Source organism: Gaiella sp. (assembly GCF_039915195.1).
Classification (GTDB): Bacteria; Actinomycetota; Thermoleophilia; order Gaiellales; family Gaiellaceae; genus Gaiella.
On the sequence record NZ_JBDSNT010000008.1, the window covers coordinates 12,808 to 38,678 of the forward strand.

The following is a 25,871-nucleotide window of genomic DNA, read 5'->3' on the forward strand; positions in this document are numbered from 1 at the left end:
CGAGGAGCGGCTCTCTGTGCAACCGGTGATCAGCCGGCGTCGGTAGAGCCGAGATCGGCCTTGGAGCGTTCGTACCAGGCCTCCTGCGCATCGAGATCGAGCTCGCTCCAGACGAGCCCCGCTGCGGCCGCGAGGTACTCCGCGCCCTCGACTCGTGCAACGAACCGGCCAGTTGTGACGCGAAGCGCCAGCTCGGGGTCGACGTTCACTACCCGAGCGAGGTTGACCACGGTGAACAGAAGGTCTCCGATCTCGGCGAAAAGCCGCGGATCAGCTTCCGTTTCGGGAGCGGGTCGGCCGATCCGCGCGAGCTCCTCCTCGACTTCGGAGATCTCCTCGTGGATCTTCGCTAGAGGTCCCGCGACATCGGGCCAGTCGAACCCGACGGAGGCAGCGCGGCGCTGCACCTTGCGGGCGAGCAGCAGCCCCGGAAGCGCCTCCGGAACATCGTGGAACACGCCCGAGCGCCCTTCCTGCTCGGTCTTGATCGCCTCCCAGCGTTCCCTGACCCGACCGGCAGTGTTCGCTTCTGCTTCACCGAAGACGTGCGGGTGCCGTCGCACGAGCTTGGCATGGATCCCACGCGCGACAGCCTCGAGGTCTCCCTCACCCCTCTCTTCGAGCAGCAACGCGAGGAAGTAGGTTTGGAAGAGCAGGTCGCCGAGCTCGTCGAGGAGCTTCTCCGAATCGCCGGCGAGGGCGGCGTCGGCGACCTCGTACGCTTCCTCGACGGTGTGAGCAACGATTGTGCGCGCGGTCTGCTCACGATCCCAGGGGCAGTCCAGGCGGAGCCGTCGCGTCAGCTCGTGCAGCTCGACAAGAGCGGAAGCGAGCCCCGCCCCGTCAGCGGCGTCGGCCACTACCCTGTCGTCGTCGTGTCGGTCGCTGCCGCAGGGGGCGCGAAGCCGACCGCGTAGACGACCTTCTTGTCGAGCTCCTTCTTGTTCTCGTTCGTCCACTTGGTCAGCGCGTCGTTCTTCGACTTCTCGAGCAGGAGCGCCTTGATCTGCGCCGTCGCGGCCGTTTGCGAGAGCGTCTTGGCCGGACGGACGTCGGAGAGCGCCTGGATGACGTGGTAGCCGAACTGCGTCTTGACCGGACGCGAGATCGAATCCGTCGGCAGGAGGAATGCGGTCGAATCGAACTCCGCAACGGTGTCGCCGCGCTTGATCGTCATCTTGCCGCCGCCCGCTTTCGACGCCTCGTCGAGCGTGTTCTTGGTCACGAGCGCAGCGAAGTCGCCGCCGGACTTGAGCTCATCGTAGATCCTGGTTGCCTCGTCCTTCGTCTTGACGAGGATGTGGCGGACGTCGCGGCTCTCAGGGGTATAGATCGGCGGCTGCTTCTTGTTGGCGACGTAGTACGTCGTGACCTGCGCGTCAGTCACCTTTGCGTCCTTCGTCACTGCCGCGTAGATCTTCTCGGAGAGGACGCGAGCCCTGATGTCGTCGCGGAACGACTCCGTGGTGTACCCCTGATCCTTGATCTGCTTGTCGAGCTTCGCCTGGCTGCCACCGAAGTACTGCGTCTTGAGCTGCGTGATCCTGGCCTCGATCTCCTTGTCCGTGACCGTGATCTTCAGGTTCTCGGCCTCGACGTCGTACTCGGCACGCTGCACGAGGTAGGCGACCGCCTGCGTCTGAAGGCTCTGGTACTCCGCCGTCCCGGCCTTCGGGAAGGCGCGCTTCTGCGCCGTATAGGTCTTCTTCGCGCGAGCGAGCAGCTGGTCGAGCTCCGCCTTCGTGATCGGGGTGCCGTCGACGACTGCAACCGCGTTGTCTGGGACGCTCTGGTCACTGCCTCCGCAGGCGGCCGAGACCACCACGACGAGTGCAACGAGGACGGAGACGATGACGCGAGCTGGTTTCATGGATAGCAATCTTTCTCGTGGGGGCAGCGTGACAGGGACTCTGAAGGTATAGACGAGGGTGCGTTAATTCGCAGTTGCGATCTGTTCGGGTCCGTCGTGCCTGCTCCTGCCGTAGAGCGCAACTCAGGTGGCCGAACGGGCTGCGATAATACCATCGGCAAGTCCAAGAGCCCCCTTGAGATCGTCCGTGCGAAGCGACACCTCGCGCTTGGCCTGGGTGTACACGATGGTGTCGCCGGCCGCGCGCAGCGCACGCAGCTCGTCGGATCCGAGTGCGAGCGGCCCGACCGTCGCGCGACCGCCACGGAAGACGAGATAGTCGGCTCCGATTCGGACGAGCGACAGCTTCGCCTCCTGGATCGAGAACAGATTGTCGACCGGCTCCGGCAGGGGGCCGTACCGATCCTCGACGCTTGCCCGGAGCTCACGAAGCTCATCGTCATGCTCGACGAGGGCGAGGCGCCTGTGGAGATCGATCTTCAGCGCCTCCGACGCAACGTACGAGGCAGGGATGTACGCATCGACGCGGGCATCGACACGAACGGGCCGGACGGCCGCGCGCGCCTGACCCGAGAGCTCCGCGACGGCCTCGTTGAGCATCTCGACGTAGAGCTCGAACCCCATCGCGGCGACATGCCCTGACTGTTCGGCACCGAGCAGATCGCCCGCGCCGCGGATCTCGAGGTCGCGCATGGCGATCTGGAAGCCGGCACCGAGCTCGGTGTGATCGGCGAGCGTGGCGAGACGGGCTCGAGCTTCGGGCGTCAACTCCGTGGCATCCGGATAGAAGAGATAGGCGTGCGCTGTGACGTCGGAACGACCCACGCGCCCCCGGATCTGGTAGAGCTGACTGAGGCCAAGAGCATCGGCACGCTCCACGATGAGCGTGTTCGCCTGCGGAATGTCGATTCCCGATTCGATGATCGTCGTCGAAACGAGCACGTCGGCATCGCCCGCCAGGAACGCGTGCATGCGCTCCTCGAGCTCGTTCTCTCGCATCTGGCCGTGCGCGACGAGAAAGCGTAGGCCGGGGCAGAGCTGCCGCAGCTTCTCGCCCATCTCGTCGATCGTGTCGACGCGGTTGTGCAGGTAGAACGACTGACCGCCACGCGCGTGCTCGCGCTCGAGCGCGACCTTGATCACGGACTCGTCGTACTCACCCACCGTCGTCCTGATCGGCCGTCGCCCCTCGGGAGGCGTCTCGATGATCGAGATGTCGCGCAGGCCGGCGAGCGACATGTGGAGCGTCCGCGGGATGGGCGTTGCCGAGAGAGCGAGCACGTCGACCTCGAGGCGAAGGGAGCGAATGAGCTCCTTCTGGGCGACGCCGAACCGCTGCTCCTCGTCGAGGATGACGAGGCCGAGCGCGCTCGGGATCACGTCGCGGGAGAGAATACGGTGCGTTCCGACGAGAACGTCGACCTTGCCGGCGGCGAAGTCCGCGATCACCTTCTTCGTCGCGGCGGGCTTTCGGAACCGGGAGACCATCTCGACGTTGAGCGGAAAGTCCCGGAAGCGCTCCCTGAAGGTGTTCCAATGTTGCTCTGCGAGGATCGTCGTCGGGCAGAGCACGAGTACCTGACGGTTGTTCACAGCGACCGCGAAGGCGGCCCGGACTGCGACCTCGGTCTTGCCGAATCCGACATCGCCGCAGACGAGTCTGTCCATCGGCCTCGAGGACTCGAGATCTTCCTTCACGGCCTCGATCGCGCGGGCCTGATCGTCCGTCTCGCGGTAGGGGAACGAGGCTTCGAGCCGGTCGAGCCACTCGTTGGAGAGGTCGAAGCTCGCACCCTCGGCGCGCTGCCTCTGCGCGTAGAGCGCGAGGAGCTCGCCTGCCAGCTCGCGCACTGACTCGCGGGCACGACTCTTCAGGTTCTGCCACGCCTTACCGCCGAGCTTCGAGAGCGCCGGTGACTTCGCGTCGGCGCCGATGTAGCGCGACAGTTTGCCGAGCTGCTCGTGTGGAACGTAGAGTCGGTCATCGCCGCGGAATGCGAGGAAGAGGTAGTCGCGCGTTACGCCGGCGACCTCCTTGGTCTCGAAGCCGAGAAGCTTTCCGACGCCGTGATCCTCGTGCACGACGTAGTCCCCGACGCGCAGGTCCGCGAAGGTCGCGAGCGCACGACCGAGACGTGCGTCCGCTCGGGGTGGGCGCTTGCGGAAGACCTGTGTGTCGGGGAGGAGGACGAGGCGAAGGTCCCTCCACACGAACCCGCGCCTCGCGCCGGAGACCGCGAACCGCACCGAGGCCTCCCGCGGTAGAGCGGCCCCGTCCGGGAGGATCGTGCTTTCGACCTTCTTGAGGAGCCCACCCTGCCGGAGTGCTTCGCCCCGGTGCGGGAACGTCACGACGACACGATTATCGGAGCGGACGAACCCCGCGAGCTCGTTCTCTGCCTCCGCAAGGCCGCGTGCGGCGATGGCCGGACGTTGCGCCTCGAACTGGAACGCTTGACCCCGCGGGAACGGGTCGAGCTCCGTTGCCCCGGCGAGCGAGACCGGCTCGAAGCCTTCCTCGTCCCAGACGGCCCTCACCTCGTCGGGCTGCCAGACGAAGTCGGGCGCTCGGTCGACAGGGGGAACGAGATCGGTCGGCCACGAGGTCGTGCCGTCTTCCCGCTCCGATTCCTCCCAGACGTGCGGCGATCTCTCGATCTCGATCGTCTCGGCTCGGCGCTCTGCGGCCGGGTACACGCTCGCAGCCGTCACGGCGTGCAACGCCCGCTGCGTGAAGGGCGAGAACGCGCGGACCTGCTCGATCTCGTCGCCGAAGAACTCGGCGCGGAGCGGCTCACGCCCCGTCGCGGGAAAGACGTCGACGATCCCCCCACGAACTGCGAACTGCCCTCGTTGATCGACGCGATCGACGCGCTCGTACCCCGCGTGCGCAAGGGCCTCGGAGAGGCCGTCCAGCCCGGGTTCCTCGCCGACGACAAGGCCCACCGGCTGCGGGCGAACGGCGGCCGGCGGCATCCCCTCGGCCAGTGCGGCGGCCGACGCGCACACGAGGCCCCCCCGCGCGAGGACGTCGAGGGCCCTTGCTCTCTCCCCGACGAGATGGGGAGGCGGCTCGAGTCCCGACGCGTGCGAAACGCCGCGACTCGGGAGGAGTGCGACGATGTCCGGGCCAAGGAACCACGAGACTCCTTCAGCGGCATCGCGCGCGTCCGCGTCCTCCGGAAGGAGAATCAGAAGACCGCGTCCGAGTTCCTCATGCAGTGCCGCGAGGACGAGTGGGAGTGCGGCCTCCGACACCCGCGCGCGACCTGGCAGCGACTTCGTGAAAGCCTGGAACCGCTCGCTGCCCGCGAGCTCCGCAATGAAGGCGTGGAGGGGTGTCTGGTCCATGCAAAAAGCGGGAAACATGCTCCCGCAGGGAGATCCTAGCGCCCTCCTCCGGGACGGAGCAGCGCGTTCGGCGAGCCGCCCCGGCACCCCTCGTCCAGCCTCTCAACCTCTCATCTCGTCCAACCTCTCATCTCGTCCAACCTCCCGCACGTCCAACCTCCCGAACGTCCAACCTCCCGAACGCCCCCCAGGGGGGCACTCTCGCGCCCCTGAAGTCAAGGTAGCGGGGAACCTGCGACCTGTTAGCGTCGACATTCGACCGGGACCGTCACGCACTGTCAACAGCGCCGCGACTGCTCGGTCGACCGGTGACCCTCGGAGGTCGGCGCGAGCGCGCCGAGCGGAGGTCGTTGTCGTGGCTCCGCTAGTTGAAGCGTTGCTGCGTGATCTCGAGACCGGATTCGACGAGCGACTCCAGCGCGTCGGCCGCACGCTCGACCAGGGCCTCGGCGTCGTCCTCGGGCGCGAACGCCGCGAGAACGAAGTCAGCGACATCGCGCGGGTCGCCTCGCCCGGGTCGACCAACGCCGACGCGAAGCCGGAGGAAGTCCGGGCTGCCCAAGCGATTGGCGATCGAACGCAGACCGTTGTGACCCGCGAGGCCACCTCCGAGACGAACCTGGAGCCGTCCGTGTTCGAGGTCTACTTCGTCGTGAACGACGAGAACGGCTTCGAGCGGGGTCTTGTAGTACGCGACCGCTGGTTGTACCGAGCGTCCCGAGTCGTTCATGTACGTATCGGGCTGCAGGAGGGCGACTCGCGCCTGGCCGATGCGGACCTCGCCGATCTGCCCGCTGAACTTCCCCTTGAACGATGCACTCGTTCGGCGGGCGAGCTCGTCCACGACCATGAAACCGACGTTGTGTCGATCGCGCGCATGCTTGCGTCCGGGGTTCCCGAGTCCGACGACGAGCAGGTCGAGCGTCGAGGCCGTCCCGCCGCGACGGAAGAGCGGCAAGAGTTACTCCGCGTCGATTGCGGCTTCTGCCTGGGCGGCAGACTCCGCTGATGCCTCGGCAGCGAGGGCCGTATCGGCGGCTTCCTCGGCTTCGGTTAGACCACGCGGGCTGGAGCAGTTGGCAATCACCGTCTGCTCGTCGTCGAGGAACGTCACGCCGGCAATGGCGCTGACGTCGCTCAGGCGGAGGCTGTCTCCGAGCTCGAGCTCGCTTATATCGACCTCGACGTGCTCCGGGATCGCTGCCGGCAAGGCCTCGACGTGCAGTTCGCGGGCGACCTGCGAAACGACACCCCCGACCTTCGCTCCGGGAGACTCGCCGATGAGCTGGACGGCGACCGTCGCCTGAATCGGCTGGTCGAGCCTCACCTCGTGAAAGTCGACGTGGGTGATCGTTCCGCGGACGGGGTGCTGCTGGTACTCCTTGAGCACGGCGTGATGCGGTGTCTTCGCGCCTTCGATCATGACGTCGACGATTGCATGGAGCCCGGAGGGGCCGGTCAACGCGACGCGCAGCTCTCTTTCGCCGACGACAAAGGCCTTGTTCGACCTGCCGTAAAGCACGCCGGGGATCAATCCCTCGCGCCGCAGGCGCTTGGTATTACGGGTGCCGAGCTGGTCGGCACCGCGCTCCTTGACCTCGAGTGTGATTCTGTCCCCAGACACGGCGGCGAAGTGTAGCGCATGGTCGGAGTGGGCTTCGAAGGATCGGTCGGGATCTGTTCGTGGCCGGGCCAGCAGCAACCGCGCACCTCTCAGGGGAGGAAAGGTGCGGATGCCGTGCCGACCCGGCCAGAGTCCCGTTTCGCCGGTAACGCAGTTCTCCCTCCAAATGCACCGGGGTCACGGGAACCCGACGTCCTGCCGATACCAGCTTCGGGCCGGCGGCACTCTCAGGGGGTGCCGCCGGACTTCGTCTTCGCCGAACGGCGAACTCCCTGTAGTGCGTCGGCGCGCGCACAGTGCCGCTAGAAGAGCTGGTTCTCGCCGGCGAAGATCGCGGATACCGAATCGTCGGCGAACACGTTCGAGATCGTTTCGGCGAGGATCCCCGCGATCGAAAGCACCTGGACGTTGTCCGGGCGTGCGAGAGGATCGAGCGGAACGGTGTCCGTAACGACGAGCTTGTGGATCTCGCTCGTCGCGATCCGTTCGAGAGCGGAACCGTTGAAGAGGCCGTGCGTCGCGCAGGCATACACTTTCGTCGCGCCGGCTTCCTTCAACGCCGCGGCTCCGGCGACGAGCGTCCCGGCCGTGTCGACGATGTCGTCGATTATCACCGCAACCTTGCCCTCGACGTCGCCGATGACGGTCGTGACCTTCGCCTCGTTGTGTGCGGGTCGCACCTTGTTGAGAATCACGAGGTCACCGGTCACCATCTCGGCAAACTTGCCGGCGATTTTCGCATGCCCCGTGTCAGGCGAGACAACCGCGATCTTCTCGCCAAGGTTCAGGTCCCGGACGTACTGCGCGAACATCGGCACGGCGGTCATATGGTCGACCGGGATCTCGAAGAACCCCTGAACCTGACCTGCGTGCAGATCCATGGTCAGGACGCGGTCGGCACCCGCCGTCTGCAGTAGGTCGGCGACGAGCTTGGCCGTGATGGGCTCGCGCGGGCGCGACTTCTTGTCCTGCCGCACGTAGAAGTACCACGGGATCACCGCCGTGATGCGCTTGGCGGACGCGAGCTTCGCGGCGTTGATCATGATCAGAAGCTCCATCAGGTGCTGATCGACCGGCATCGAGCCGGTCTGGACGATGAAGAGATCGGCCCCGCGGATGGAGTCCTCGTAGCGACAGTACGTCTCGCCGCTCGCGAAAGTCTTGAGCGTCATCTCGCCAAGATCGCAGCCAATCTTCGTGCCGATGTCCTCGGCCAGCGTTGGATGCGACCGCCCCGAGACCACCATCAGCCTCTTGCTCGAGGTGAGACCGATCGTCCGCGCAACGACGGGGGCTACTTCAGTTCCCTGGGGTACGCCGAGCCCCGGAAGCGTCTGCTCAACCGTCCCGCTTTCCACCCCGGCCCTCCTTGATCGTCTGTCTCGGCGGGAACCCGACGAGAGCATTATCCGGAACATCCTCTGAGACCACCGTGCCGGCGGCCGTCCAGACGTCCTCGCCCACCGTCACGGGGGCGACGAACATCGTGTCGACCGCGATGCGGGCGTTCTTTCCGATCACCGTGCGCCTCTTGGGCTGACCCGGGCGATGATCGAAGTTCGCGGTGATCGACCCCGCTCCGACATTCGTGCCTGCACCGACCTCCGCGTCGCCGAAGTAGCTGAGGTGAGGCACCTTTGCGCCCTCGTCGAGTTTCGTGTTTTTGAGCTCAACGAACGTCCCCGCTTTCGCCCTGGCCCCGAGCGTCGTTCCGGGGCGAACGTAACAGAACGGCCCGATCGTCGCATCCGGGCCGATCTCGGCGTCGATGACGACCGCATGCGGCCCGATCTCCACACCTCGGGCGACGGTCGTCGAGCCACGCAGGAGGGTGAACGGATGGACGACCGAGTCCGCCTCGAGCGTGACGGTCGGCTCGATCCACGTCGAGGAGGGATCGAAGATCGTGACGCCGGCAAGCATGTGGGCTGTGTTGATCCGGTCGCGGAGCGCGGCCGCCGCAGCGGCGAGCTCGACGCGGGTGTTGACGCCCTCGGTCTCGCGGGCGTCCGCGGCGACATGGACGACAACCGTCTGCCCACCAGCGACAAGGTCGCGGACGGCATCGGTCAGGTAGAGCTCGCCCTGCACATTGACAGGCTGCAGTCGGTCGAGTGCGGGCCAGAGCAGCTCCGCGCGGAAGAGGTAGATCGAGGAGTTCGCCTCGCCGATCTCGAGCTGCTCAGGAGTGGCGTCGACTGCCTCGACGATCGATTCGAGGTTGCCGCCGGCGCCCCGGACGATGCGACCGTAGCTCCGGATGTCGGCCGGTACGAACGAGAGCACTGTCGCCCCCGCCCCCGTCGCCCGATGCGTGGCTGCAAGTTCCTCGAGAAGATCGGTCGTGAGCAGGGGCGTGTCTCCGGAGAGGATCAAAACCTCGTCGGCGCCGGCGAGCGCCTCTCTCGCACTCCGCACCGCATCGCCCGTGCCGAGCGCTCGCTCCTGGATCGCCACAGTCAGTCCCGGGAACTCGGTCGCCGTATCTGGCGAGGCCACGACGACGAGCGGCTCGGGTGCGAGCGGGAGTGCTGCTTCGACGATCCAGTCGACCATGCGCCTGCCGAGGAGCGGATGCAGGTGCTTCGGAACGGCTGACCGCATGCGAGTGCCTCGGCCTCCGGCCATGACGACGGCTGCAAGCTTTGTGCGAGTCTGGGACATTGTCGGCACGTTGGCTGGGGCGCCAGGATTCGAACCTGGGATCACGGGACCAAAGCCCGTTGCCTTACCGCTTGGCTACGCCCCAGTGAATCGGGAAGCCGAGTGTACCCCGCCGCCCGGTCACCCACGACCGACGATCGCACCGGATGTCGCGTCGATCGAATCCGGTGGCTCATCGGCGATCGAGGAGGAGCACACCAAGGGCGATCGCAGCGAGGACGACGACGCCCACGAGAGCGAGCAGTCCGACGAGGACGATCGCCACGGGAACGAGCACGACGACCAGCTGGGACGCGGCAGTGACCCAGGCAATCGACCGGACGATCGGAGCAGGGTGCTGTCGCGCCCACCCGACGTAGATGGCAACAGCAGCCGCGGCAGCCAGGATCGCAACCCACCACGGGATGACGTCGGCGAGAACGAGCACGGCCTCGATTCCCGCGATGATGCCCGCGACGATGAATCGACGCCGACGGAGACTGCGCGAGAACAGGCCCTCGCCGTGTTCCACGACCACGTTAGACATGTCCGTACGGTAGTTACAGACCGACGATCGGGCTCGACCTCGTCGGGCTAGCGACACGCGGTGGTGACCCACGTGCGCCCGAAACGCCGGAGATCACGACAGGCCTCGTGGGCCTGATCCGGGTACACGAACACGCCGTAGACGCACGGACCTGCGCCGCTCACGTCGGCCCGGATTGCACCGGAACGCCTGAGTCGTTCCGCGAGCGGCGAGATCGTGAGATCGTTCGGGGGAAGCGCCGCGAGATCGGACGTCCCCCGTACCGCAGCGAGCGCGGTCCGAAGCGCAACGCAGCGGTCGGCAAAGCCCTCTGCCCCGGCGCGCTCGTCGAACGCGGCGTACACGCTCGCGGTGGACTCCTTACTCACATTATCCGGCAACACGAGAACGACGCTGAAGCCCTCGGGGAGATCGAGCGGCGTCAGCCGCGATCCGTCGCCCGTTCCGAGCTGCGGCCCTTCCCGCAGAAAGAACGGCACGTCGGCACCGATCTCCGCGGCAATCACCGAGAGCCGCTCGAGCGTGAGCGGCGACTCGAGGGATTCGTTCGCGAGCAGGAGAGCGGTCGCAGCGTCCGAGCTTCCTCCACCGAGCCCAGCCGAGACGGGGATCTCCTTCGTCACCCGAACCACCCAGCGTGGCTCGACGCCCACGACGGTCGCCAGTGCGGACAGGGCTCTCGCCACGATCGTGTCATCGGTGAAGCCCACGACGGTCAGGGCCTCCCCCACCGCCAGCTCGATCGAGTCGGCGAGGTCGATGCGCTGCAGGACGGTCATCACCTCGTGCTTCCCACCGTCGCCGACGGGGCCGACGAGGAGCGCGAGGTTGATCTTCGCGTGGGCCGGGCGAGAGGTCATATGAGCCGCCCTGTGAGCTCCACGAACACGGACGGTTCGAGAGCCTCGGCCCGGATCGACGCGTCGATCCCGAGCGAGGCCAGGGCAGCGACCGTCGCTTCACGCGGCGCCACGTCGGCAAGCTGAAGAGAGTTCGCGAGCGTCTTGCGTCGGTGAGCGAACGCTCCCTCGACGACGCGGCGGATCACCGGGAAGTTCCCCGGCAGCGGGATCCGACGAAACGCGACGAGTGCCGAGTCGACGTTCGGAGGTGGACGAAAGACTGTCCGGGAGACCGGGTGGAATCCCGTTCGCACGGACGCGAGCTGGATCAGCACCGAGACGGCGCCGTACGCCTTGGTCGACGGGACGGCGAAAAAGCGATCGGCGACCTCCCGCTGCACCATCACACACCAGAGATCGATCGTGGGCAGCCTGTCGAGGCTCTCGGCGACGATCGGCGTTGCCACGTTGTACGGGAGGTTGGCGACGAGCTTCGTCGGCACGGGGTCGAGGCCCGAGAGATCGAGTTTGAGCGCGTCCCCCCAGTGCACGGACACGTTCGGGGCGGTGGCGATCTCGCGGAGATGAGGCTCGAGTCGCCCATCGAGCTCGATTGCATGAACGTACCGGCAGTGCGCAGAGAGAACGCTCGTGAGGACGCCGAAGCCCGGGCCGATCTCGAGAGCGACGTCGTCCTCGCCGAGCTCGGCGAGCCGAGCAATGACCCCAAGAATGTTGTCGTCAACGAGGAAATGCTGCCCGAGCGACTTCCTGGGTAAGAGCGCATTCACGGGAGCGGTAGGCCGAACGCGACGCTTGCGTTGCGGTCGATCTGCGCCTCGAGCGCCGCGACGGGAATGCCGCGCGTCTCGGCGAGCACCGCCAACGTATGGAGCACATTGGCCGGCTCGTTCCGCTTGCCACGAAGCGGCTGTGGGGAGAGGTACGGACTGTCCGTCTCGGCGAGGATCCGATCGGCTGCGACGACCCTCGCCGCATCCCGAAGTGGCACTGCCTTCGGGTACGTCACGTTCCCCGCAAAGGACACGTAGTACCCGCGCTCAGCAGCGGTCTCGAGGAGACCCGGAGCCGAAAAGCAATGCAGAATCACGGGGCCTGCGAACGAGGCGAGCGCGGCTGCCGTGTCGTCGTCGGCGTCGCGTGTGTGGATCACAACCGGCAGCCCGACCTCCGACGCAACCTCGAGCTGTCGTTCGAAGAGAGCACGCTGGACATCGCGGGGAGCGCGATCATGGAAGTAGTCGAGGCCGATCTCGCCGACCGCGACGGCAGCCGGGTGATCGAGTAGGTCGATCATCTCGGGGATCCTCTTCGCATCCGCCTCCCCGGCCCGGTGAGGATCGATCCCAAGGGCCGCAACGACTCCTTCCTCGGCGTCTGCTATCGCGAGCGCCGCCTCGCACGATGCGATTCCCGTCCCGATTGTCACGATCCGGGAGACTCCTACCGCCCGGGCTCGCTCGACGAGAAATGCCGGGGGCTCATCGCATCCGTCGAGGTGTGCGTGCGCATCGATCACGCGAACGCCAACTATTCCACGGGCGCGTCGAGACGCGGGAACAGCGGGGTCGCGGGCTCGATCGCGTGCGTCTCGGCGGTGAGCCCGTATGCCACGTTCGCCCACTCGATACCTGTGGGTTGCCGGAGAGCGGCGAGGATCGCATCGGCGGTCGTCGGTATGTAGGCAGCGAGGGCCACAGCCACAGCCCGCAGGCCATCGACGAGGTCGTACAGAACGCGATCGAGGTCGTCTGCCAACAGTGGATCCTTGGCGAGCTGCCACGGTGCGGTGGTCTCGACCTCACGATTCAGGATGCGGACGACCTCCCAGATCCGCTCGAGCGCGCCGGTGAGGTCGAACTCGTCGAGGCTCGCGGCGACGTCGCTCGCGAGTGGCCGGATCGCGTTCGCGATGGAACCATCCGGAGACGGCGAGGCCCGCAGCGTTCCGCCCCGGTAACGCGCGACCATCGCAGTTGTCCGGGAGAGCAGGTTCCCGAGGTCGTTCCCCAGCTCGCGCTCGTAGCGCTCGTGGATCCCGAGAATCGAAGCGGCGCCGTCCTGCCCGAACGAGACGGCCCGGGCGCACCAGAAGCGAACCGGGTCGACGCCGTAGACGTCGATAAGATCGAGCGGGTCGACGACGTTGCCGAGCGACTTGGAGATCTTCCGGTCGTCGAGCAGAAGGTAGCCGTGCACGAACAGCTGTCGAGGCGGCTCGTACCCAGCGCCCAGGAGAAGCGCCGGCCAGTAAACGCAGTGGAAGCGGAGGATGTCCTTCGCAAGCAGGTGCCGTACCTGCGGCCAGAAGGTCGGGATGAGATCTTGCCCGGGGCGTGCATAGGCAAGCGCGCTGACGTAGTTGACGAGCGCGTCGGCCCAGACGTACGCGACGGAATCCGTATCCCAGGGGATCGGGATCCCCCATGTCTGACCTGCCCGGCTGATCGAGAAGTCCTGAAGGCCGCCCTCGATGAAGCTCCTGGCCTCGTTCGCCCGGAAGCCTGGGAGGACGAAGTCGTCGCGCTCGTACAGTTGGAGGAGCTCCTGCTCGAACGAGGCGAGTCGGAAGAACCAGTTCCGCTCCTCGATCCACTCGGGCTCACGATCGTGCTCGGGGCACTTCCCGTCGACGAGGTCGGCCTCGGTCTTGAACGCCTCGCAGCCCACGCAGTACAGACCCGAGTACACATCCTGGTAGATGTGCCCGTTATCGAACAGGCGCTGCAGGAACTTCTGGACGAACTGCTTGTGCTCTGGATCGCTCGTCCGGATGAAGAAGTCGTTTGACGCATTGAGACGCTCCGGGAGGTCACGCCAGACGACTGCGATCTGATCTGCGTAGGCCTGGGGCGACAGACCCTGTTCCGCGGCCACGCGGGCCACCTTGGCGGCGTGCTCGTCGACCCCGGTCAGGAAGAAGGCCTTGGCCCCACGCTGCCGCTGGTTGCGGGCGAGGATGTCCGCCGCGATCGTCGTGTAGGCGTGGCCGATGTGCGGAGTCGAGTTCACGTAGTAGATCGGGGTCGTGACGTAGAAGGGCTCCATGACGACCGATTCTACGGGGGCGCGCCAGAAGTGACGCACCGACGCAGCCAGACCCGACGAGTGCGAGGACGAGAAACGTCAAGGGAGCGTGTCGTTCGAGCACGTCTCTCGCTCCTCGCGCCGATCCGGAGACCGAGCCGCTGACGTCGCCGCGATGCCCCGGAGTCGGTGTCGGAGTCGATGTCGGAGTCGGAGTCGGAGTCGGAGTCGGAGTCGGAGTCGCCGGAGCGGCCTCCTCATCCGCAGATGGCATCGCCGATGCGCCCGCGCGCGCCGCGAGTTGAACCTGCTCGGTCTCGACGCCCATACGCTCCTCCGTCGCTCGCGGGAAAGCCGTCTCCTCAACACCAGGTCGATCGACGGGTGACTCGCCGGCATCGCCGCGGACGGGGACGGGATGTCTGCGCGCTCCACCCATGCCACGGGAGGGGGGCGAGAGTTCATTCGACCGGCTCGCGGGCGCGTTGCCCGTGGACGACGGCGTCGTCGCCGGCGCACGCGCGACAAGATTCACGTGCTCCACGACCGAAGCTCTGGCAGGCAACGTCACATCCTCTGCACCCGAGGGGTCGCCCGCTGAGGGCGGCGCAGCGACGGGCGCAGAGGCGGGAGAGACAGGCGGTTGCTGAGCCGGCGCCGCCACCGAACTTGCAGCCACGGCCGACTCGGTCGGCGCGGGCACGGCGGGAGCGGTTGGCTCGGTCGCGGGCGGCGGAGGAAGAACTGCACGCGGCGGCAGAAGCGTCAGGGGATCGACGTAGCCATCGGCGGCAGCGGATGTCCGGATACCGAGATGGACGTACGGCAACGGCCACTCGGAGTCGCTCGTCCGCCCCGCAACACCGATCGGATCTCCTTCTGCGATCGTTGCTCCCTTTCCCGTCGTGATCGCGGCGAGATGCGTCACGGAAATCGCATGGCCGAGACCCTGGATCGTCACGGTCCGGCCGGAGCCGGGAACGAAGCCTGCAAACGATACAACCCCCGTGGCGGGCGCTTGAACCGGCTCGCCTTCACCGCTTGCGACGTCTACACCGCGATGCTGTCCAGCCGCGTAGGGATCTGGCCCGAGGGAGTAGGGCCGAAGAACGTCCCCCGAGACGGGCCATGTCCAGCTCCACCCGGACGGGACGGCAACAAGGGCGACGAGAACTGCGAGAACGACCGTGAGACGACGCATGCTCCACCTCCTGTGGACTTCCCGTCCACTCCCGTTATCAATAAAGGCAACAGAGAGAACAGTAGCGAAGGAGTCGGACGTTGTCAATTAAGGATACAGCGAGATCTCGTACAACGTGTTTCGAGAGACGCCAGTGAGCCGGGCGACGACGCTCGCGGCCGCGCCTCGAGGCGTTCCGGACGCAACGAGCTCGACCACTGCGGCAAGCGCCACCCCTGCATCGGCGACGCGGGTGGATGGCCCGATCACGAGCGTTACCTCCCCGCGAGGCGCCTCTCGGAACCGCTCCGCCACAACCGCGGCCGGGCCGCCTACGACCTCCTCGAACGCCTTCGTCAGCTCGCGACACACCGCGACGAGCCGTTCCGGCTCGGCGGCAGCGAGGCTTGCGAGCGAGGCCGGAAGCCGCCTCGCGGACTCGAACGCCACTGTCGGATGCGGCCACGCGGCCAGCTCGAGCCAGAGGGCGGCGCGATCGCGGTCGCTGCGCGGGAGATATCCGACGAAGCGGTATTGCTCGCCGGCGAGCCCACTCGCGACAAGTGCTGTCTCGACGGCCGATGGCCCTGGCAACACGGTCACCGGCACCCCGGCCGCGAGGGCGGCCGCGACGATGCGGGATCCAGGGTCGTTGACGCCGGGGAGCCCGGCGTCGGAGACGAGGGCCATCCGCTCGCCCGCAACGAGCCGCGGCACGAGCTCCGCGACGCGGCTCGCTTCGTTGTGCTGGTGATAGGAGAGGAGCTGGGCCCGGAGCCCGTGTCGTTCGAGTAGGCCACGAGTGTGACGCGTGTCCTCGCAAAGCACCGTCTCCGCCGAACCGAGCTCCTCCAGCACGCGGAGCGTCACGTCCGCCAGATTCCCGATCGGCGTCGCGCACACGGCGAGCGGCATGGACTACCTCACTCCGTCGAGCGCCTCGAAGCCGACGAGCGCCGCCCCGATCAGCCCGGCCTCATCACCGAGCTCCGCCTGCACGATCCGCAGAGTCCCGTCGGCCGGCTGAATCGCCTCGCACCGTGCCGCCGCGAGAGCCGGCTCGAGAATCAGATCCGCCGCAGCGGCGCCGAATCCTCCGCCAACGACGACGACATCGGGGTCGAAGATGTTGGCGAGCGAGCCGATCGCGATCCCGAGCAGGCGCCCGATCTCCGCGAGAGCGCCTCGAGCGGTCTCATCGCCGGCCCGTGCTCGCTCCACGAGCAACGGCGCTTCCGCACCAGGCCCGTACAACTCGGCTGCCACGCGATCCGCCGCCTGACCGGACGCGACCGCCTCGAGGTGGCCGTGCCCGTGGCAATTCCCCTGGCACGGCGCGCCGCCCGCAACGACAACGGTATGCCCGAGCTCTGCCCAACCACGGTAGAGCCGATCCTCGATCACGAGACCGCCGCCAACCCCCGTCCCGAGCGTCAGCATGATCAGGTCGTGCGCACCGCGTCCGGCGCCGAGACGCCACTCGGCAAGGGCTGCTGCGTTCCCGTCGTTCTCGACCCCTGCCGGCAGCGAGTACCGCGCGCGGGCGCGATCCGGAAAGTGAATGTCGTGGACGGGCAGGTTGATCGCGCGCAGTGCCACTCCCGTGCGCCGGTCGATATTGAGCGGTACGCCATATCCGATTGCGACTGCTCTGTCGGCAATCAGATCGTCGACGACGGAGTCGACGACGCGCAGCACGTCCTCTGCTGACCCGTCCGGCGTCGGGATCTCGATCGTTCGGCCGATCGTCCCGTCGCGCGCGACGAGACCCGCGAGAACCTTCGTTCCCCCGAGGTCGACTCCGATAACGCGCTCTTCATACATCGCGCGGCTACGATAACCGCCCGAATGCCCGAACAAGAGAAGCCCTACCGGGTGTACAGGGGTGGTCGGGCAAAGGGCAAGGTCCCATTGCAGCGTCCGCCGACCGCCCGGGCCACGAAGACAGAGCCGAACGGAGCTCCGCGGAGGCCGCGTCAGAGACGGCTCGGCAGGCGGATCACGCTCGCTCTCATCGCGCTTCTGGCGCTCGGCATCGTCTGGCTCGGGACGAGCTATCTGTCGTTCTCACGCGGGATCTCGGAAGCCAACGACCGCGTGCCTCCCCCCGTCCTCGCGGAATTAACACCACAGGACGGCCTCCTCACCTCGAAGCCGACGACGATCCTCGTGCTCGGGACAGACGGTGGCAGACAGTCCGGGCGCGGCGACGCGAACCGTTCGGACTCGGTGATGCTCGTACGCACAGATCCCCGCAAGCACCAGCTCGCGTTCCTCTCGATCCCGCGTGATCTTCGAGTCGAGATTCCCGGCTACGGCTCGTCGAAGATCAACGCAGCATTCCAGTACGGCGGGCCGACGCTCGCCCTCCGGACGGTGAAGAACCTGACGGGGCTCGATGTGAACCACGTCGCCTTCGTCGACTTCGATCGCTTTCGGGAGCTGATCGACTCCGTCGGAGGGATCGAGGCCGACGTTCCCAAGCCGATTCTCTCGAATCGGTTCGACTGCCCGTACGCGACCTCCGCGCGATGCCAGGCGTGGGAGGGGTGGCGCTTCGAGAGAGGCCGCCAGAAGATGAACGGTGCGCGAGCCCTTGTGTACTCGCGGGTTCGCGAGAACCGCCTCGACCCGTCCGAGACGGACCTCGACCGTGCGCGACGCCAGCAGCAGATCGTCCAGGCCACGGCCGACAAGGTCACGTCGTTCGGAACGGCCCTGAAGCTCCCGTTCCGCGGCGCCTCGATCGTCGAGCCGCTCGCGACCGACCTCAGTGCCGGCCAGGTACTCCAGCTCGGCTGGGTCTACTTCCGCGCCAACACGAAGAACGCGTTGCACTGCCGCCTCGGCGGTGAGCCGGGAAGCGCCGACGGGCAGTCGGTCATCTTCGGTTCCGAGGACAATGTGGCGACCCTCTCGATGTTCACGGGTCGATCGGCCCCGTTGCAGCCCCCGAAGGGTCTTCCCTACGCCCCCGGCTGCGTCATCGGCGACCGCAAGCTATGACCCCGCGTCAGTCGCTCGAAGCAGGTTTCTTGTCGCTCGAGCCCGAGTCCTTCTTCGCGTCCTTCTTCTCGGAGGACGACTCGCTCTTCTCGGTCGACCCGCCACCATCACCCGAGCTACCGCCATTGCCGCTCGAGCTACCGCCATCGCCCTCTTTCCCCGTCCCCTTGCGCGATCCACGACCGTAGTCCGTCGAGTAGAAGCCGGAGCCCTTGTAGTGCACAGCGACGGGAAAGAGTATCTTTTCGACCGGACTCGCCCCGCACGTCTCGCACGTCTCGGCGGGGGCGTCGCTCATCCTCTGGAACATCTCGAACGTATGCCCGTTCGGGCAGCGGTACTCGTAGATCGGCATCAGGCGGGGAATCTACCAGCGACGCTGAGGCACGAAGCCAGATGACAGAGCACGCCGACAGCACGGCCCACTCGCCCTCGGCGAGCGTGGCTGCCCGGGCGTTCGTCACCGCACACGCTTTCTGGCTCACGGTAGGCGCCATCTCGCTGGCTGCCGGTGCGTTCCTCGTGCACCAGCTGATGGCCTGGCCGCCTCACGAGGACGAGACGCTCGCGCTCTTCGTGGGCCGTGACAGCCTGCCCGGGGTCATCGAGCATGTCACCCGCGAGCGCGGGGGCGCTCCCCTTCACTTCCTGTTCGCGTGGGCGGTTGCCCACCTCGGATTCGGGCTCGGCGGGATGCGACTCGTCTCTGCGGCCTTCGCGGTAGCAAGCGTCCCGCTCGTCGCGTTGCTCGGAAGGCGACTCGCCGATCGCAGAAGCAGCTTGATCGCCACCGCCCTCGTCGCCGGCAGCTGGGTCTTCCTCTTCCACGGCGTCTACGCGCGGATGTACAGCCTCTTCCTGTTCCTATCGCTCCTGTCGTTCCTCCTCCTGCTCCGCGCGCTCGACCGTCGCGACTGGGGCGCCTGGGCTGCCTGGGGAGCCGCGCTCCTCCTCGGGGTCGCGGCGCACCCGTACGGCGCCCTTGTCTTCGCCTCCCAGGCCGCGTTCATCCTCGTCGCGCGCCGCGACCAGATTCGACGCGCACTCGTCGCCTTCGTCGTCGTCGGCCTCGCAGGCATCCCGTTCTGGATCACGGATCTCGTTCTCGCGAACCGCTTCGACGTGGGCGTCGGCGGCCGCGGCTCGAAGCTCGGCGGGCCTTGGGCGATCGTGACATACCTGTGGCAAACAGCAGGCGACTTCACTACCGGCCGCTGGCCGGTGCTCGCGATCGTCCTCATCGTCGGACTCGTCGGGCTCGTCGTCGTGCGGTTCGAGACGCGCTCCCTCGCCCTCTGTGTGATCGGCGTGCCCGTCGCTGCATTTCTCGCGGCGCGCCTCGGCGGCTCGACGTCACCCGAGTCGCGTCACCTCATCTTCGTTCTCCCGTTCTTCGCGATCGTCGTCGGGGTCGGACTCCTCCGCGTGACACGGAGGGTCCCCGTCGCCACAGTCGCCCTCACTGCCGTTCTCGTCGTTCTCGAGGTCGGCTGGGCCTGGAATCGAACTCCACAACTCTTCGAGTGGGAGCCGAACAAGCGACAGGCGACCCGCGCGCAGGCAGAGGCGTTCCTCGCCGCGACGAGTCGCTCGGACGACATCCTCTTCGGCTACGAGCCGCTCTACCTCGGCGCGTGGGAGCGAAATGGCGACTTCCCCGACGTGGTCGTCCCGAGAGCCGACTCCGCGCTCGCGCTCCGCACGGTGCGCCGCCAGCCAAAACCCCTGGGGCGAGGCGTGTGGGTTCTCGACGCGAGCGAGCGCAACAACCTCAAGCCTCGGCTGGAGATCGACGACCGTGATCCCGGCCCGACGGGCACATTCGAGACGCGAGCGTTCGGTCCGTTCCTCGTGATCCGCACGATCCAGCCCGTTGTCGACGACCGAGCATACTTTGCGGCCGCAGCCCGCGCGATGCTCGTCGGCCGATCGCTCGGCATCGGAGATGCGGACGTCAACCTCCAAACGATCGAACGCGCCGATCGCGTCCTGCGTGGCTACGGGCCGTCGCTCCGCCTGCTCGCAGACAACTCGCGATAACAGGGGGCGCTCTCGAATGCACCGAGCCCGGAGGGCGAGTCTCCGCGCCGTCGTGGGAGGATCCGCCGTGCAGCGGCGGCAGCGGACGCGCCGAGAATCCCGACGATCACAAGTGATCGCATCCGCTTCCCTCGCGGATTCCGGCCCTCGACCATCTACGGCGCTTCCTGTCCCACAAGCGAACACCGAAGCGGATTCCGTCTCTCCATGCGAGGATCGTAGGCGATGACGATCTGCTGCCTCGGCGACCTCGTGCTCGACGTGATCGTGCGCCTCGATCAGCCGCTCGCCACGAACGCCGATGCGACCTCTCGCATCGTGCTCCGGCCGGGAGGTCAGGCGGCGAACGTAGCCGCGTGGATCTGTGAGCTCGGAGGCAGTGCGCGATTCATCGGCAAGCGCGGCGCTGACGATGTGGGGCTCCTCGCAGCGTCCCGACTGGCCGAACTCGGGGTCGAACTGGTCGGGCCCGTGGAGCCAGCAGGCAACGGCGTCATTATCGCGCTCGTCGACCCCTCCGGCGAGCGGACGATGTGCTCGGACCGCGGCGTCGCCACCGACCTGCGCCCCGAGGAGATCGACGTCGCGTGGTTCGACGGGTGCTCCTACCTGCACGTCTCGGGCTACGCGCTGCTTCGCGAGCCATCCGGCAGCGCGGCCTGCGCGGCCGTACGCGTGGCCCGGAGCGCCGGAGCCCGAATCAGCGTCGACCTCTCCTCGTGGAGCGCGATCCGTGACTTCGGCGCCGAGGCGTTCCGTGAGCTCCTCGAGGAACTCACGCCGGACGTGGTCTTCGCGAACGACGACGAGGATCGCATCGTGGGAGGCCCGATCGGCGCGAGCTACTGGATCGTGAAAGGTGGAGCGGCCGGAGCGTCGTTCAACGGCGAGCTGCGTGCAGCCGTCCCGGCGGGAACTGTCGTCGACTCGACGGGCGCGGGCGACGCCTTCGCAGCCGGCTGGCTCGTCGGGGGTTCCGACCTTGCACTTGCGGCCGGCGCACGGTGCGTTCAGAGCCCGGGCTCGATGCCCGCTCGACCGACCGAGCGCTAGTCTCGAGGCAGATGAGAGATCTGATCTACGTCAGCGACGAGGTGCGCGCGGCGCTCGAGGAGGAGCGCGCCGTCGTCGCGCTCGAGACGACCCTCGTCGCACACGGCTTCCCGGCGCCGGACGGAGTGGCGACCGGGGTTGCGAGCGAGGCCGCTGTGCGAGCGGCGGGTGCCGTACCGGCCACCATCGGCGTTCTCGACGGGCAGATCCGGATCGGGCTCACACCGGCCGAGCTCGAGCGATTTACGCCGAAGGCGCGAAAGCTGGGTCCCCGCGATCTTGCCGCCTGCGCCGTGCAGGGCGCGGTCGGCGCGACGACCGTCGGAGGAACGCTCGTAGCGGCCGCCGCGGTCGGGATCCGCTTCATGGGGACGGGAGGCCTCGGCGGCGTGCACCGCGGATTTCCGACGCCGCCGGACGTGTCCGCAGATCTCGCGGCCGCTGCCCGCATCCCGGCCGTGATCGCCTCGTCCGGGATCAAGTCGCTCCTGGACGTTCCCGCGACGATGGAGGTGCTCGAAACGCTTGGCGTCCCCGTGATCGGCTACCGCACCGACACCCTCCCGCTCTTCTACGACGCAGCCGGGGGCCCTCCGGTCTCCGCGCGAGTCGACGATGTGCACGAGCTCGCGCGCATAGCCGAAGCGCACTGGCGGCTTGGCGGCAACACGCTCCTCGTCGGTCGACCACCGACGGAAAGCCTTGACGTCGCCCCACTGATCGAGGAGGCCGTCGCGGCGGCGCTCGCCGCCGGCGCGACCGGCCAGGCGGTTACCCCCTTCGTGCTCGGGTTCCTCCACGAGCACTCCGGCGGCGAAACGCGCCGCGTGAATCGCGACCTCATCGTCGACAACGCCGGCCTCGCCGGCGCCATTGCCCAAGCACACGCAACCCTCTGAGGAGATCCCACATGAGCCTCTACGACACCGTCCGCACCCTCCCGCTCACCGTCGAGGAGTACGACCTCGAGGGTCTGGAACAGAACGTCTCGAGCGGCTTCCTGCGCAAGACAACGGTGATCCGCCTCCGCGGAGCGGGTGAGGAGGGCCTCGGCGAGGACGTCACCTACGAGGCGACAGAGCACGATCGGTCCCAATCGCAGGGGCCGATCCACGACCTCGCCGGACAGTGGACTCTCGACACGTTCTCGCAGCACCTCGAGACGCTCGCGCTCTTCGACCACGAGCCCGACCAGCAGGCGTACCTCGACTACCGGAGGTGGGGATACGAGAGCGCCGCGCTCGATCTCGCGCTACGCCAGGCGAACGTGTCGCTCGGTGCTGCTGTCGGCAGGCAGCCCGAACCGCTGACGTTCGTCGTCTCGATGCGCCTCGGAGAGCCCGCAACAACCGAGCGCCTGAACGCCTGGCTCGCCCACTATCCGGGACTCCGATTCAAACTCGACGCGACCCCGGACTGGTCCGAGGAGCTGATAGCGGAGCTCGCGGCGACCGGCGCCGTCGACTCGGTCGACTTCAAGGGCCAGTACCACGGCACGAGCGTCGATACCGTCCCCGACGCCGCTCTCTACGAGAGGATCGTGACGGGCCTCCCCCACGCCTGGCTCGAAGATCCCGCGCTCACGCCCGAAACGCTTGCAGTCCTCGAGCCCGAGAACGCCCGTGTCACCTGGGATGCCGTCATCCACTCGGTCGCCGATATCGAGGGACTTCGCTGGCCGCCGCGCACGGTGAACATCAAGCCGTCGCGTTTCGGCTCGGTGGCGAAGCTCTTCCGGGGCTACGACTACTGCGCCGAGCAGGGGATCGGTGCGTACGGCGGGGGTCAGTTCGAGCTCGGCGTCGGCCGCGACCAGATCCAGCTTCTGGCATCCCTGTTCCACGCGGGTACTCCGAACGATGTCGCGCCCGGAGGGTTCAACATGGATCCGTCCGCAGGGCTTCCGGCGAGCCCACTCGCGATCGTCGCGCGCGCGACCGGCTTCGCGGTCGCGTAGGCGGCCTGACCTCCTACGGCTCGAGCGACGAGAGCAGCGCCTCGACGGAGACGAGAGGGAGCGATTCGATCTTGGAGCTGCCTCTGGCGCCGAGCGCGACCGAGACCTTCGCGATCGTCAGGTCATCAGGTGCCTCGACGACGTTGACGAAGTCGTAGGCGCCGAGCGAAGCCCACTGATGGAGGATCTTCGCGCCGAGTTCCTCGACGTCGCGATTGACCTCCCGGACGCGGCCGGGGTTCGAGTTCAGTGTCTGTACGCCCTTCTCGGTCAGGGTCGTCAGCATCAGGTACAGCGCCATGGTTCCTCCTAGAGTCGGTTCGCGATAGGCGTCTGGAGCCTACTTCGTCGCGCAGTGCTCGGCACGACGTGCCGCGAGCCGCTCCTCGCGCGTCGTACCGACACGAGCGCGGAGATCGACGAAGAGCAGTGCTCCGCCGAGGAATAGCACCGGCCCGAGCACCGTGTCCGCCAGGAAGATCGCGACCCGGACCGTGTTGTCGGCCTGCTGCCGGAGCAGGAATCCCATCGCCAGCCGGACGATGCCGAACATGATCACGAGGGTCGCGAGCCCGGCAAGCGCGTGAACGAGGTCGGCCCGCGCAACCTCGATCGAGCGGCGAACGGCGCCGAGCGGCGAGCGTTGCTCCATCACGATCGCCGGCACTGCGTTGCCGAAGAGCGCGAGCATGACGACGGCCGCGAGCGCGAACCACGGGAACAGAAAGGCCGCCGGGATGAAGACGACGGTCCCGACGAGGATCGCGAGCGCCCACGTCCGGGGGGACGGGCGCGTCTCGGATACGAGCGCTGAGCCGACGGCGAACGCTGCACTGAAGAACGGCGCGGCAACGAGGAGCACGCCGATCCGCCCCGCCACGTCGAGCCCGAACGACACCTGATCGGCGATCGCGACGACGAGCCCGAGCGGGAGCGCCACCCAGAAATGCTTTCCGTATTCCTGCAGTGTCTCCGCCACGAGTTGCCCGACCGTGCGTGAGATCGGGGAGAGCGCAGGCGGCCGGGGGCCACTCGAGGACGCATAGCGAGGACGAGCCATCGAGCGAGACCGTACCGTCAGGAACGGGACGCGGAGCCGGTGGCCGCAACGAGATGCGGAACGACGGCGGCGAGCGCGGCGACAGCGTCCTCGATCCGCCACCTGCCCCGGTCGGGCTCACCGATCTCGTTGGAGATCGCCCGCACCTCGATCGCAGGCACACCCGCGAGCGCGGCCGCCCGCAGGACGCCGAACCCCTCCATCGCCTCGACGACGAGTTCGCGGGCGACACCACCGACGGTCGCGGTCGTCCCGATCGGGAGGATCGGAACGTCACCGAGTACGCGGCGGGCGGCGTCGAGAAGTCGCGCGTCCGGCGCGACCCGATCCACGAGCCGGATCGAGGCCGCGAGGTCGCAGTAGATCGCCTCGCTCCCGATCACGAGCGTTCCGAGATCGAGCCCGCGACCCCCGGCGATGCCGATGTGGAGCACTGCGCCGACATCGCGCTGCGCGAGGGCGCGTGCCGTCGCCGCTGCAGCCTCGACCGGACCGATACCGCAGACGAGGCCGTCCTGCCCACCGAGCTCGCGCTCCGTCGCAGCGACGAGAAGGACGTCCGGCATGCGCTGATCCTACGGGATCAGGCCACCGATTCGGCCCCCACGACGTCGACGACCTCGAACCGGATCGTCTCGCCGTCGACGACCGCGCGCAAGTCCGTTCCCTCTCCGAACCGGCCCTCGAGGAGCTCCAGTGCGAGCGGATTCTCGACGAGCCGCTGGATCGCCCGCTTCAGCGGACGTGCGCCGAAGGCGGGATCCCAGCCGATCTCTGCGATCAGCTCGACCGCCTCGGGCGAGAGTTCGAGCGAGATCTTCCGCTCGGCCAGCCGCCCACGAAGCCGTTCGAGCTGAAGGCCGACGATCGCTGCGATCTGCTCTCGATCGAGCGGCGCGAAGACAACGATCTCGTCGACGCGGTTGACGAACTCGGGACGGAAGTGCTCGAGCAGCTGTGCATCCGAGCGTAGGTTCGAGGTCATGATCACGACCGTGTTCCGAAAGTCGACGGTGCGCCCCTGGCCGTCGGTGAGGCGGCCGTCGTCCAGCAACTGCAGGAGGACATTGAAGACATCTGCGTGTGCTTTCTCGATCTCGTCGAGCAGGATCACGCAGTACGGCCGGCGGCGCACCGCCTCGGTGAGCTGCCCGCCCTCGTCGTAGCCGACGTATCCCGGAGGCGCCCCGAGGAGGCGCGAGACCGTGTGCTTCTCCATGTACTCGGACATGTCGAGCCGGACGATTGCGCGCTCGTCGTCGAACATGAACTCGGCGAGCGCCTTCGCGAGCTCGGTCTTCCCCACGCCGGTCGGGCCGAGGAAGATGAACGAGCCGATCGGGCGGTTCGGATCCTGCAGGCCGGACCGAGCACGCCGGAGTGCGTTCGAAACCGCATCGATTGCAGCCTCCTGGCCGACCACGCGGTTGTGCAGGCGAGACTCCATGTGCACGAGCTTCTGCACCTCGCCTTCGAGGAGCCGGTCGACGGGGATCTTCGTCCAGGCAGCAACGACGGCCGCGATGTCGTCCTCGTCGACCTCTTCCTTCACCATCGGCTCGGTCGCGCTGACCGCTTCGCCGCGCACGGCGAGCTCCTGCTCGAGCGCGGGCAGGAGGCCGTAGCGGATTTCTGCGACCCGTTGGAGAT

The 25,871-nt window shown here is 67.4% G+C and carries 24 protein-coding genes and 1 tRNA gene; 5 read left to right on the forward strand and 20 right to left on the reverse strand.

What is annotated here, in order from left to right; translation table 11 throughout:
- Positions 1-29: 29 nt before the first annotated feature.
- The 15 genes from mazG to ABIR74_RS01390 all read right to left on the reverse strand — a co-directional run bounded on the left by mazG (position 30) and on the right by ABIR74_RS01390 (position 16,929).
- Positions 30-860, reverse strand: a complete 831-nt coding sequence (gene mazG / locus ABIR74_RS01320; protein WP_348174806.1) for a nucleoside triphosphate pyrophosphohydrolase — start codon at positions 858-860, stop codon at positions 30-32.
- Complete coding sequence (locus ABIR74_RS01325; RefSeq protein WP_348174807.1) at positions 860-1,870, reverse strand: SurA N-terminal domain-containing protein; 1,011 nt, start codon at positions 1,868-1,870, stop codon at positions 860-862. Before ABIR74_RS01325 ends, mazG begins: the two co-directional genes overlap by 1 nt.
- Before the next feature lie 123 nt (positions 1,871-1,993).
- Complete coding sequence (gene mfd, locus ABIR74_RS01330; protein ID WP_348174808.1) at positions 1,994-5,221, reverse strand: transcription-repair coupling factor; 3,228 nt, start codon at positions 5,219-5,221, stop codon at positions 1,994-1,996.
- Positions 5,222-5,585: 364 nt separating this feature from the next.
- Complete coding sequence (gene pth / locus ABIR74_RS01335) at positions 5,586-6,179, reverse strand: aminoacyl-tRNA hydrolase (protein WP_348174809.1); 594 nt, start codon at positions 6,177-6,179, stop codon at positions 5,586-5,588.
- A gap of 3 nt (positions 6,180-6,182) precedes the next feature.
- On the reverse strand, positions 6,183-6,845 hold the full coding sequence (locus tag ABIR74_RS01340; RefSeq protein ID WP_348174810.1) for a 50S ribosomal protein L25: 663 nt from the start codon (positions 6,843-6,845) through the stop codon (positions 6,183-6,185).
- Between the two features lie 302 nt (positions 6,846-7,147).
- Positions 7,148-8,092, reverse strand: coding sequence for a ribose-phosphate pyrophosphokinase (locus ABIR74_RS01345; RefSeq protein WP_348174830.1), 945 nt, complete (start codon positions 8,090-8,092; stop codon positions 7,148-7,150).
- 91 nt (positions 8,093-8,183) lie between these two features.
- Positions 8,184-9,509, reverse strand: coding sequence for a bifunctional UDP-N-acetylglucosamine diphosphorylase/glucosamine-1-phosphate N-acetyltransferase GlmU (glmU, locus tag ABIR74_RS01350; RefSeq protein WP_348174811.1), 1,326 nt, complete (start codon positions 9,507-9,509; stop codon positions 8,184-8,186).
- 11 nt (positions 9,510-9,520) lie between these two features.
- Positions 9,521-9,594 (reverse strand) — tRNA-Gln (locus tag ABIR74_RS01355).
- Positions 9,595-9,681: 87 nt separating this feature from the next.
- A complete protein-coding gene (locus ABIR74_RS01360; protein WP_348174812.1) occupies positions 9,682-10,035 on the reverse strand; it encodes a hypothetical protein in 354 nt (117 codons plus the stop codon).
- Positions 10,036-10,082: 47 nt separating this feature from the next.
- The gene (locus tag ABIR74_RS01365; protein WP_348174813.1) at positions 10,083-10,895 is read right to left on the reverse strand and encodes a hypothetical protein; all 813 of its coding nucleotides are present in this window, start codon (positions 10,893-10,895) and stop codon (positions 10,083-10,085) included.
- Positions 10,892-11,668 carry a 16S rRNA (adenine(1518)-N(6)/adenine(1519)-N(6))-dimethyltransferase RsmA gene (gene rsmA / locus ABIR74_RS01370; protein WP_348174814.1) on the reverse strand — a complete coding sequence of 259 codons (777 nt, stop codon included), beginning with the start codon at positions 11,666-11,668 and terminating at the stop codon, positions 10,892-10,894. The genes ABIR74_RS01365 and rsmA overlap by 4 nt, the downstream gene beginning before the upstream one ends.
- Positions 11,665-12,522 (reverse strand): TatD family hydrolase, encoded by an 858-nt coding sequence (locus tag ABIR74_RS01375; protein WP_348174815.1) that lies wholly within the window; start codon positions 12,520-12,522, stop codon positions 11,665-11,667. Before ABIR74_RS01375 ends, rsmA begins: the two co-directional genes overlap by 4 nt.
- The gene (gene metG / locus ABIR74_RS01380; RefSeq protein WP_348174816.1) at positions 12,429-13,946 is read right to left on the reverse strand and encodes a methionine--tRNA ligase; all 1,518 of its coding nucleotides are present in this window, start codon (positions 13,944-13,946) and stop codon (positions 12,429-12,431) included. The genes ABIR74_RS01375 and metG overlap by 94 nt, the downstream gene beginning before the upstream one ends.
- 1,267 nt (positions 13,947-15,213) lie before the next feature.
- A complete protein-coding gene (gene rsmI, locus ABIR74_RS01385) occupies positions 15,214-16,020 on the reverse strand; it encodes a 16S rRNA (cytidine(1402)-2'-O)-methyltransferase (RefSeq protein ID WP_348174817.1) in 807 nt (268 codons plus the stop codon).
- 3 nt (positions 16,021-16,023) lie between these two features.
- On the reverse strand, positions 16,024-16,929 hold the full coding sequence (locus tag ABIR74_RS01390; RefSeq protein WP_348174818.1) for an ROK family protein: 906 nt from the start codon (positions 16,927-16,929) through the stop codon (positions 16,024-16,026).
- A 24-nt stretch (positions 16,930-16,953) separates the two neighbouring features.
- Between ABIR74_RS01390 and ABIR74_RS01395 the strand changes: the two genes are divergently transcribed.
- Positions 16,954-18,111 carry an LCP family protein gene (locus tag ABIR74_RS01395; protein ID WP_348174819.1) on the forward strand — a complete coding sequence of 386 codons (1,158 nt, stop codon included), beginning with the start codon at positions 16,954-16,956 and terminating at the stop codon, positions 18,109-18,111.
- Positions 18,112-18,118: 7 nt separating this feature from the next.
- Here ABIR74_RS01395 and ABIR74_RS01400 read toward each other — a convergent pair whose 3' ends face one another.
- Positions 18,119-18,466, reverse strand: a complete 348-nt coding sequence (locus tag ABIR74_RS01400) for a zinc ribbon domain-containing protein (RefSeq protein WP_348174820.1) — start codon at positions 18,464-18,466, stop codon at positions 18,119-18,121.
- 41 nt (positions 18,467-18,507) lie between these two features.
- Here ABIR74_RS01400 and ABIR74_RS01405 point away from each other — a divergent pair, with 41 nt between their 5' ends.
- The 4 genes from ABIR74_RS01405 (at position 18,508) to ABIR74_RS01420 (ending at position 23,161) form a co-directional block, all read left to right on the forward strand.
- Positions 18,508-20,151, forward strand: a complete 1,644-nt coding sequence (locus ABIR74_RS01405; protein ID WP_348174821.1) for a glycosyltransferase family 39 protein — start codon at positions 18,508-18,510, stop codon at positions 20,149-20,151.
- Between the two features lie 225 nt (positions 20,152-20,376).
- Entirely contained in the window at positions 20,377-21,204 is an 828-nt protein-coding gene (locus ABIR74_RS01410; RefSeq protein WP_348174822.1) for a carbohydrate kinase family protein, read from the forward strand.
- 11 nt (positions 21,205-21,215) lie between these two features.
- Positions 21,216-22,103, forward strand: a complete 888-nt coding sequence (locus tag ABIR74_RS01415) for a pseudouridine-5'-phosphate glycosidase (RefSeq protein WP_348174823.1) — start codon at positions 21,216-21,218, stop codon at positions 22,101-22,103.
- Between the two features lie 11 nt (positions 22,104-22,114).
- Positions 22,115-23,161, forward strand: a complete 1,047-nt coding sequence (locus tag ABIR74_RS01420) for a hypothetical protein (protein ID WP_348174824.1) — start codon at positions 22,115-22,117, stop codon at positions 23,159-23,161.
- A 13-nt stretch (positions 23,162-23,174) separates the two neighbouring features.
- Here ABIR74_RS01420 and ABIR74_RS01425 read toward each other — a convergent pair whose 3' ends face one another.
- The 4 genes from ABIR74_RS01425 to ABIR74_RS01440 form a co-directional block, all read right to left on the reverse strand.
- Positions 23,175-23,462 carry a GYD domain-containing protein gene (locus ABIR74_RS01425; RefSeq protein ID WP_348174825.1) on the reverse strand — a complete coding sequence of 96 codons (288 nt, stop codon included), beginning with the start codon at positions 23,460-23,462 and terminating at the stop codon, positions 23,175-23,177.
- A 39-nt stretch (positions 23,463-23,501) separates the two neighbouring features.
- Positions 23,502-24,221 carry a hypothetical protein gene (locus ABIR74_RS01430; protein ID WP_348174826.1) on the reverse strand — a complete coding sequence of 240 codons (720 nt, stop codon included), beginning with the start codon at positions 24,219-24,221 and terminating at the stop codon, positions 23,502-23,504.
- A gap of 17 nt (positions 24,222-24,238) precedes the next feature.
- On the reverse strand, positions 24,239-24,787 hold the full coding sequence (locus ABIR74_RS01435) for a futalosine hydrolase (protein WP_348174827.1): 549 nt from the start codon (positions 24,785-24,787) through the stop codon (positions 24,239-24,241).
- Between the two features lie 17 nt (positions 24,788-24,804).
- On the reverse strand, positions 24,805-25,871 hold a 1,067-nt coding region (locus ABIR74_RS01440; RefSeq protein WP_348174828.1), incomplete at its 5' end, for an AAA family ATPase.

Bases quoted from the DNA above. Each gene is read 5' to 3' on its own strand.
- ABIR74_RS01325 (WP_348174807.1), bottom strand. From the start codon at position 1,870: ATGAAACCAGCTCGCGTCATCGTCTCCGTCCTCGTTGCACTCGTCGTG.
- mfd (WP_348174808.1), bottom strand. From the start codon at position 5,221: ATGGACCAGACACCCCTCCACGCCTTCATTGCGGAGCTCGCGGGCAGC.
- ABIR74_RS01345 (WP_348174830.1), bottom strand. From the start codon at position 8,092: ATGGTGGTCTCGGGGCGGTCGCATCCAACGCTGGCCGAGGACATCGGC.
- glmU (WP_348174811.1), bottom strand. From the start codon at position 9,509: ATGTCCCAGACTCGCACAAAGCTTGCAGCCGTCGTCATGGCCGGAGGC.
- ABIR74_RS01360 (WP_348174812.1), bottom strand. From the start codon at position 10,035: ATGTCTAACGTGGTCGTGGAACACGGCGAGGGCCTGTTCTCGCGCAGT.
- ABIR74_RS01365 (WP_348174813.1), bottom strand. From the start codon at position 10,895: ATGACCTCTCGCCCGGCCCACGCGAAGATCAACCTCGCGCTCCTCGTC.
- metG (WP_348174816.1), bottom strand. From the start codon at position 13,946: ATGGAGCCCTTCTACGTCACGACCCCGATCTACTACGTGAACTCGACT.
- rsmI (WP_348174817.1), bottom strand. From the start codon at position 16,020: ATGCCGCTCGCCGTGTGCGCGACGCCGATCGGGAATCTGGCGGACGTG.
- ABIR74_RS01390 (WP_348174818.1), bottom strand. From the start codon at position 16,929: ATGTATGAAGAGCGCGTTATCGGAGTCGACCTCGGGGGAACGAAGGTT.
- ABIR74_RS01395 (WP_348174819.1), top strand. From the start codon at position 16,954: ATGCCCGAACAAGAGAAGCCCTACCGGGTGTACAGGGGTGGTCGGGCA.
- ABIR74_RS01400 (WP_348174820.1), bottom strand. From the start codon at position 18,466: ATGCCGATCTACGAGTACCGCTGCCCGAACGGGCATACGTTCGAGATG.
- ABIR74_RS01405 (WP_348174821.1), top strand. From the start codon at position 18,508: ATGACAGAGCACGCCGACAGCACGGCCCACTCGCCCTCGGCGAGCGTG.
- ABIR74_RS01410 (WP_348174822.1), top strand. From the start codon at position 20,377: ATGACGATCTGCTGCCTCGGCGACCTCGTGCTCGACGTGATCGTGCGC.
- ABIR74_RS01415 (WP_348174823.1), top strand. From the start codon at position 21,216: ATGAGAGATCTGATCTACGTCAGCGACGAGGTGCGCGCGGCGCTCGAG.
- ABIR74_RS01420 (WP_348174824.1), top strand. From the start codon at position 22,115: ATGAGCCTCTACGACACCGTCCGCACCCTCCCGCTCACCGTCGAGGAG.
- ABIR74_RS01425 (WP_348174825.1), bottom strand. From the start codon at position 23,462: ATGGCGCTGTACCTGATGCTGACGACCCTGACCGAGAAGGGCGTACAG.
- ABIR74_RS01430 (WP_348174826.1), bottom strand. From the start codon at position 24,221: ATGGCTCGTCCTCGCTATGCGTCCTCGAGTGGCCCCCGGCCGCCTGCG.
- ABIR74_RS01435 (WP_348174827.1), bottom strand. From the start codon at position 24,787: ATGCCGGACGTCCTTCTCGTCGCTGCGACGGAGCGCGAGCTCGGTGGG.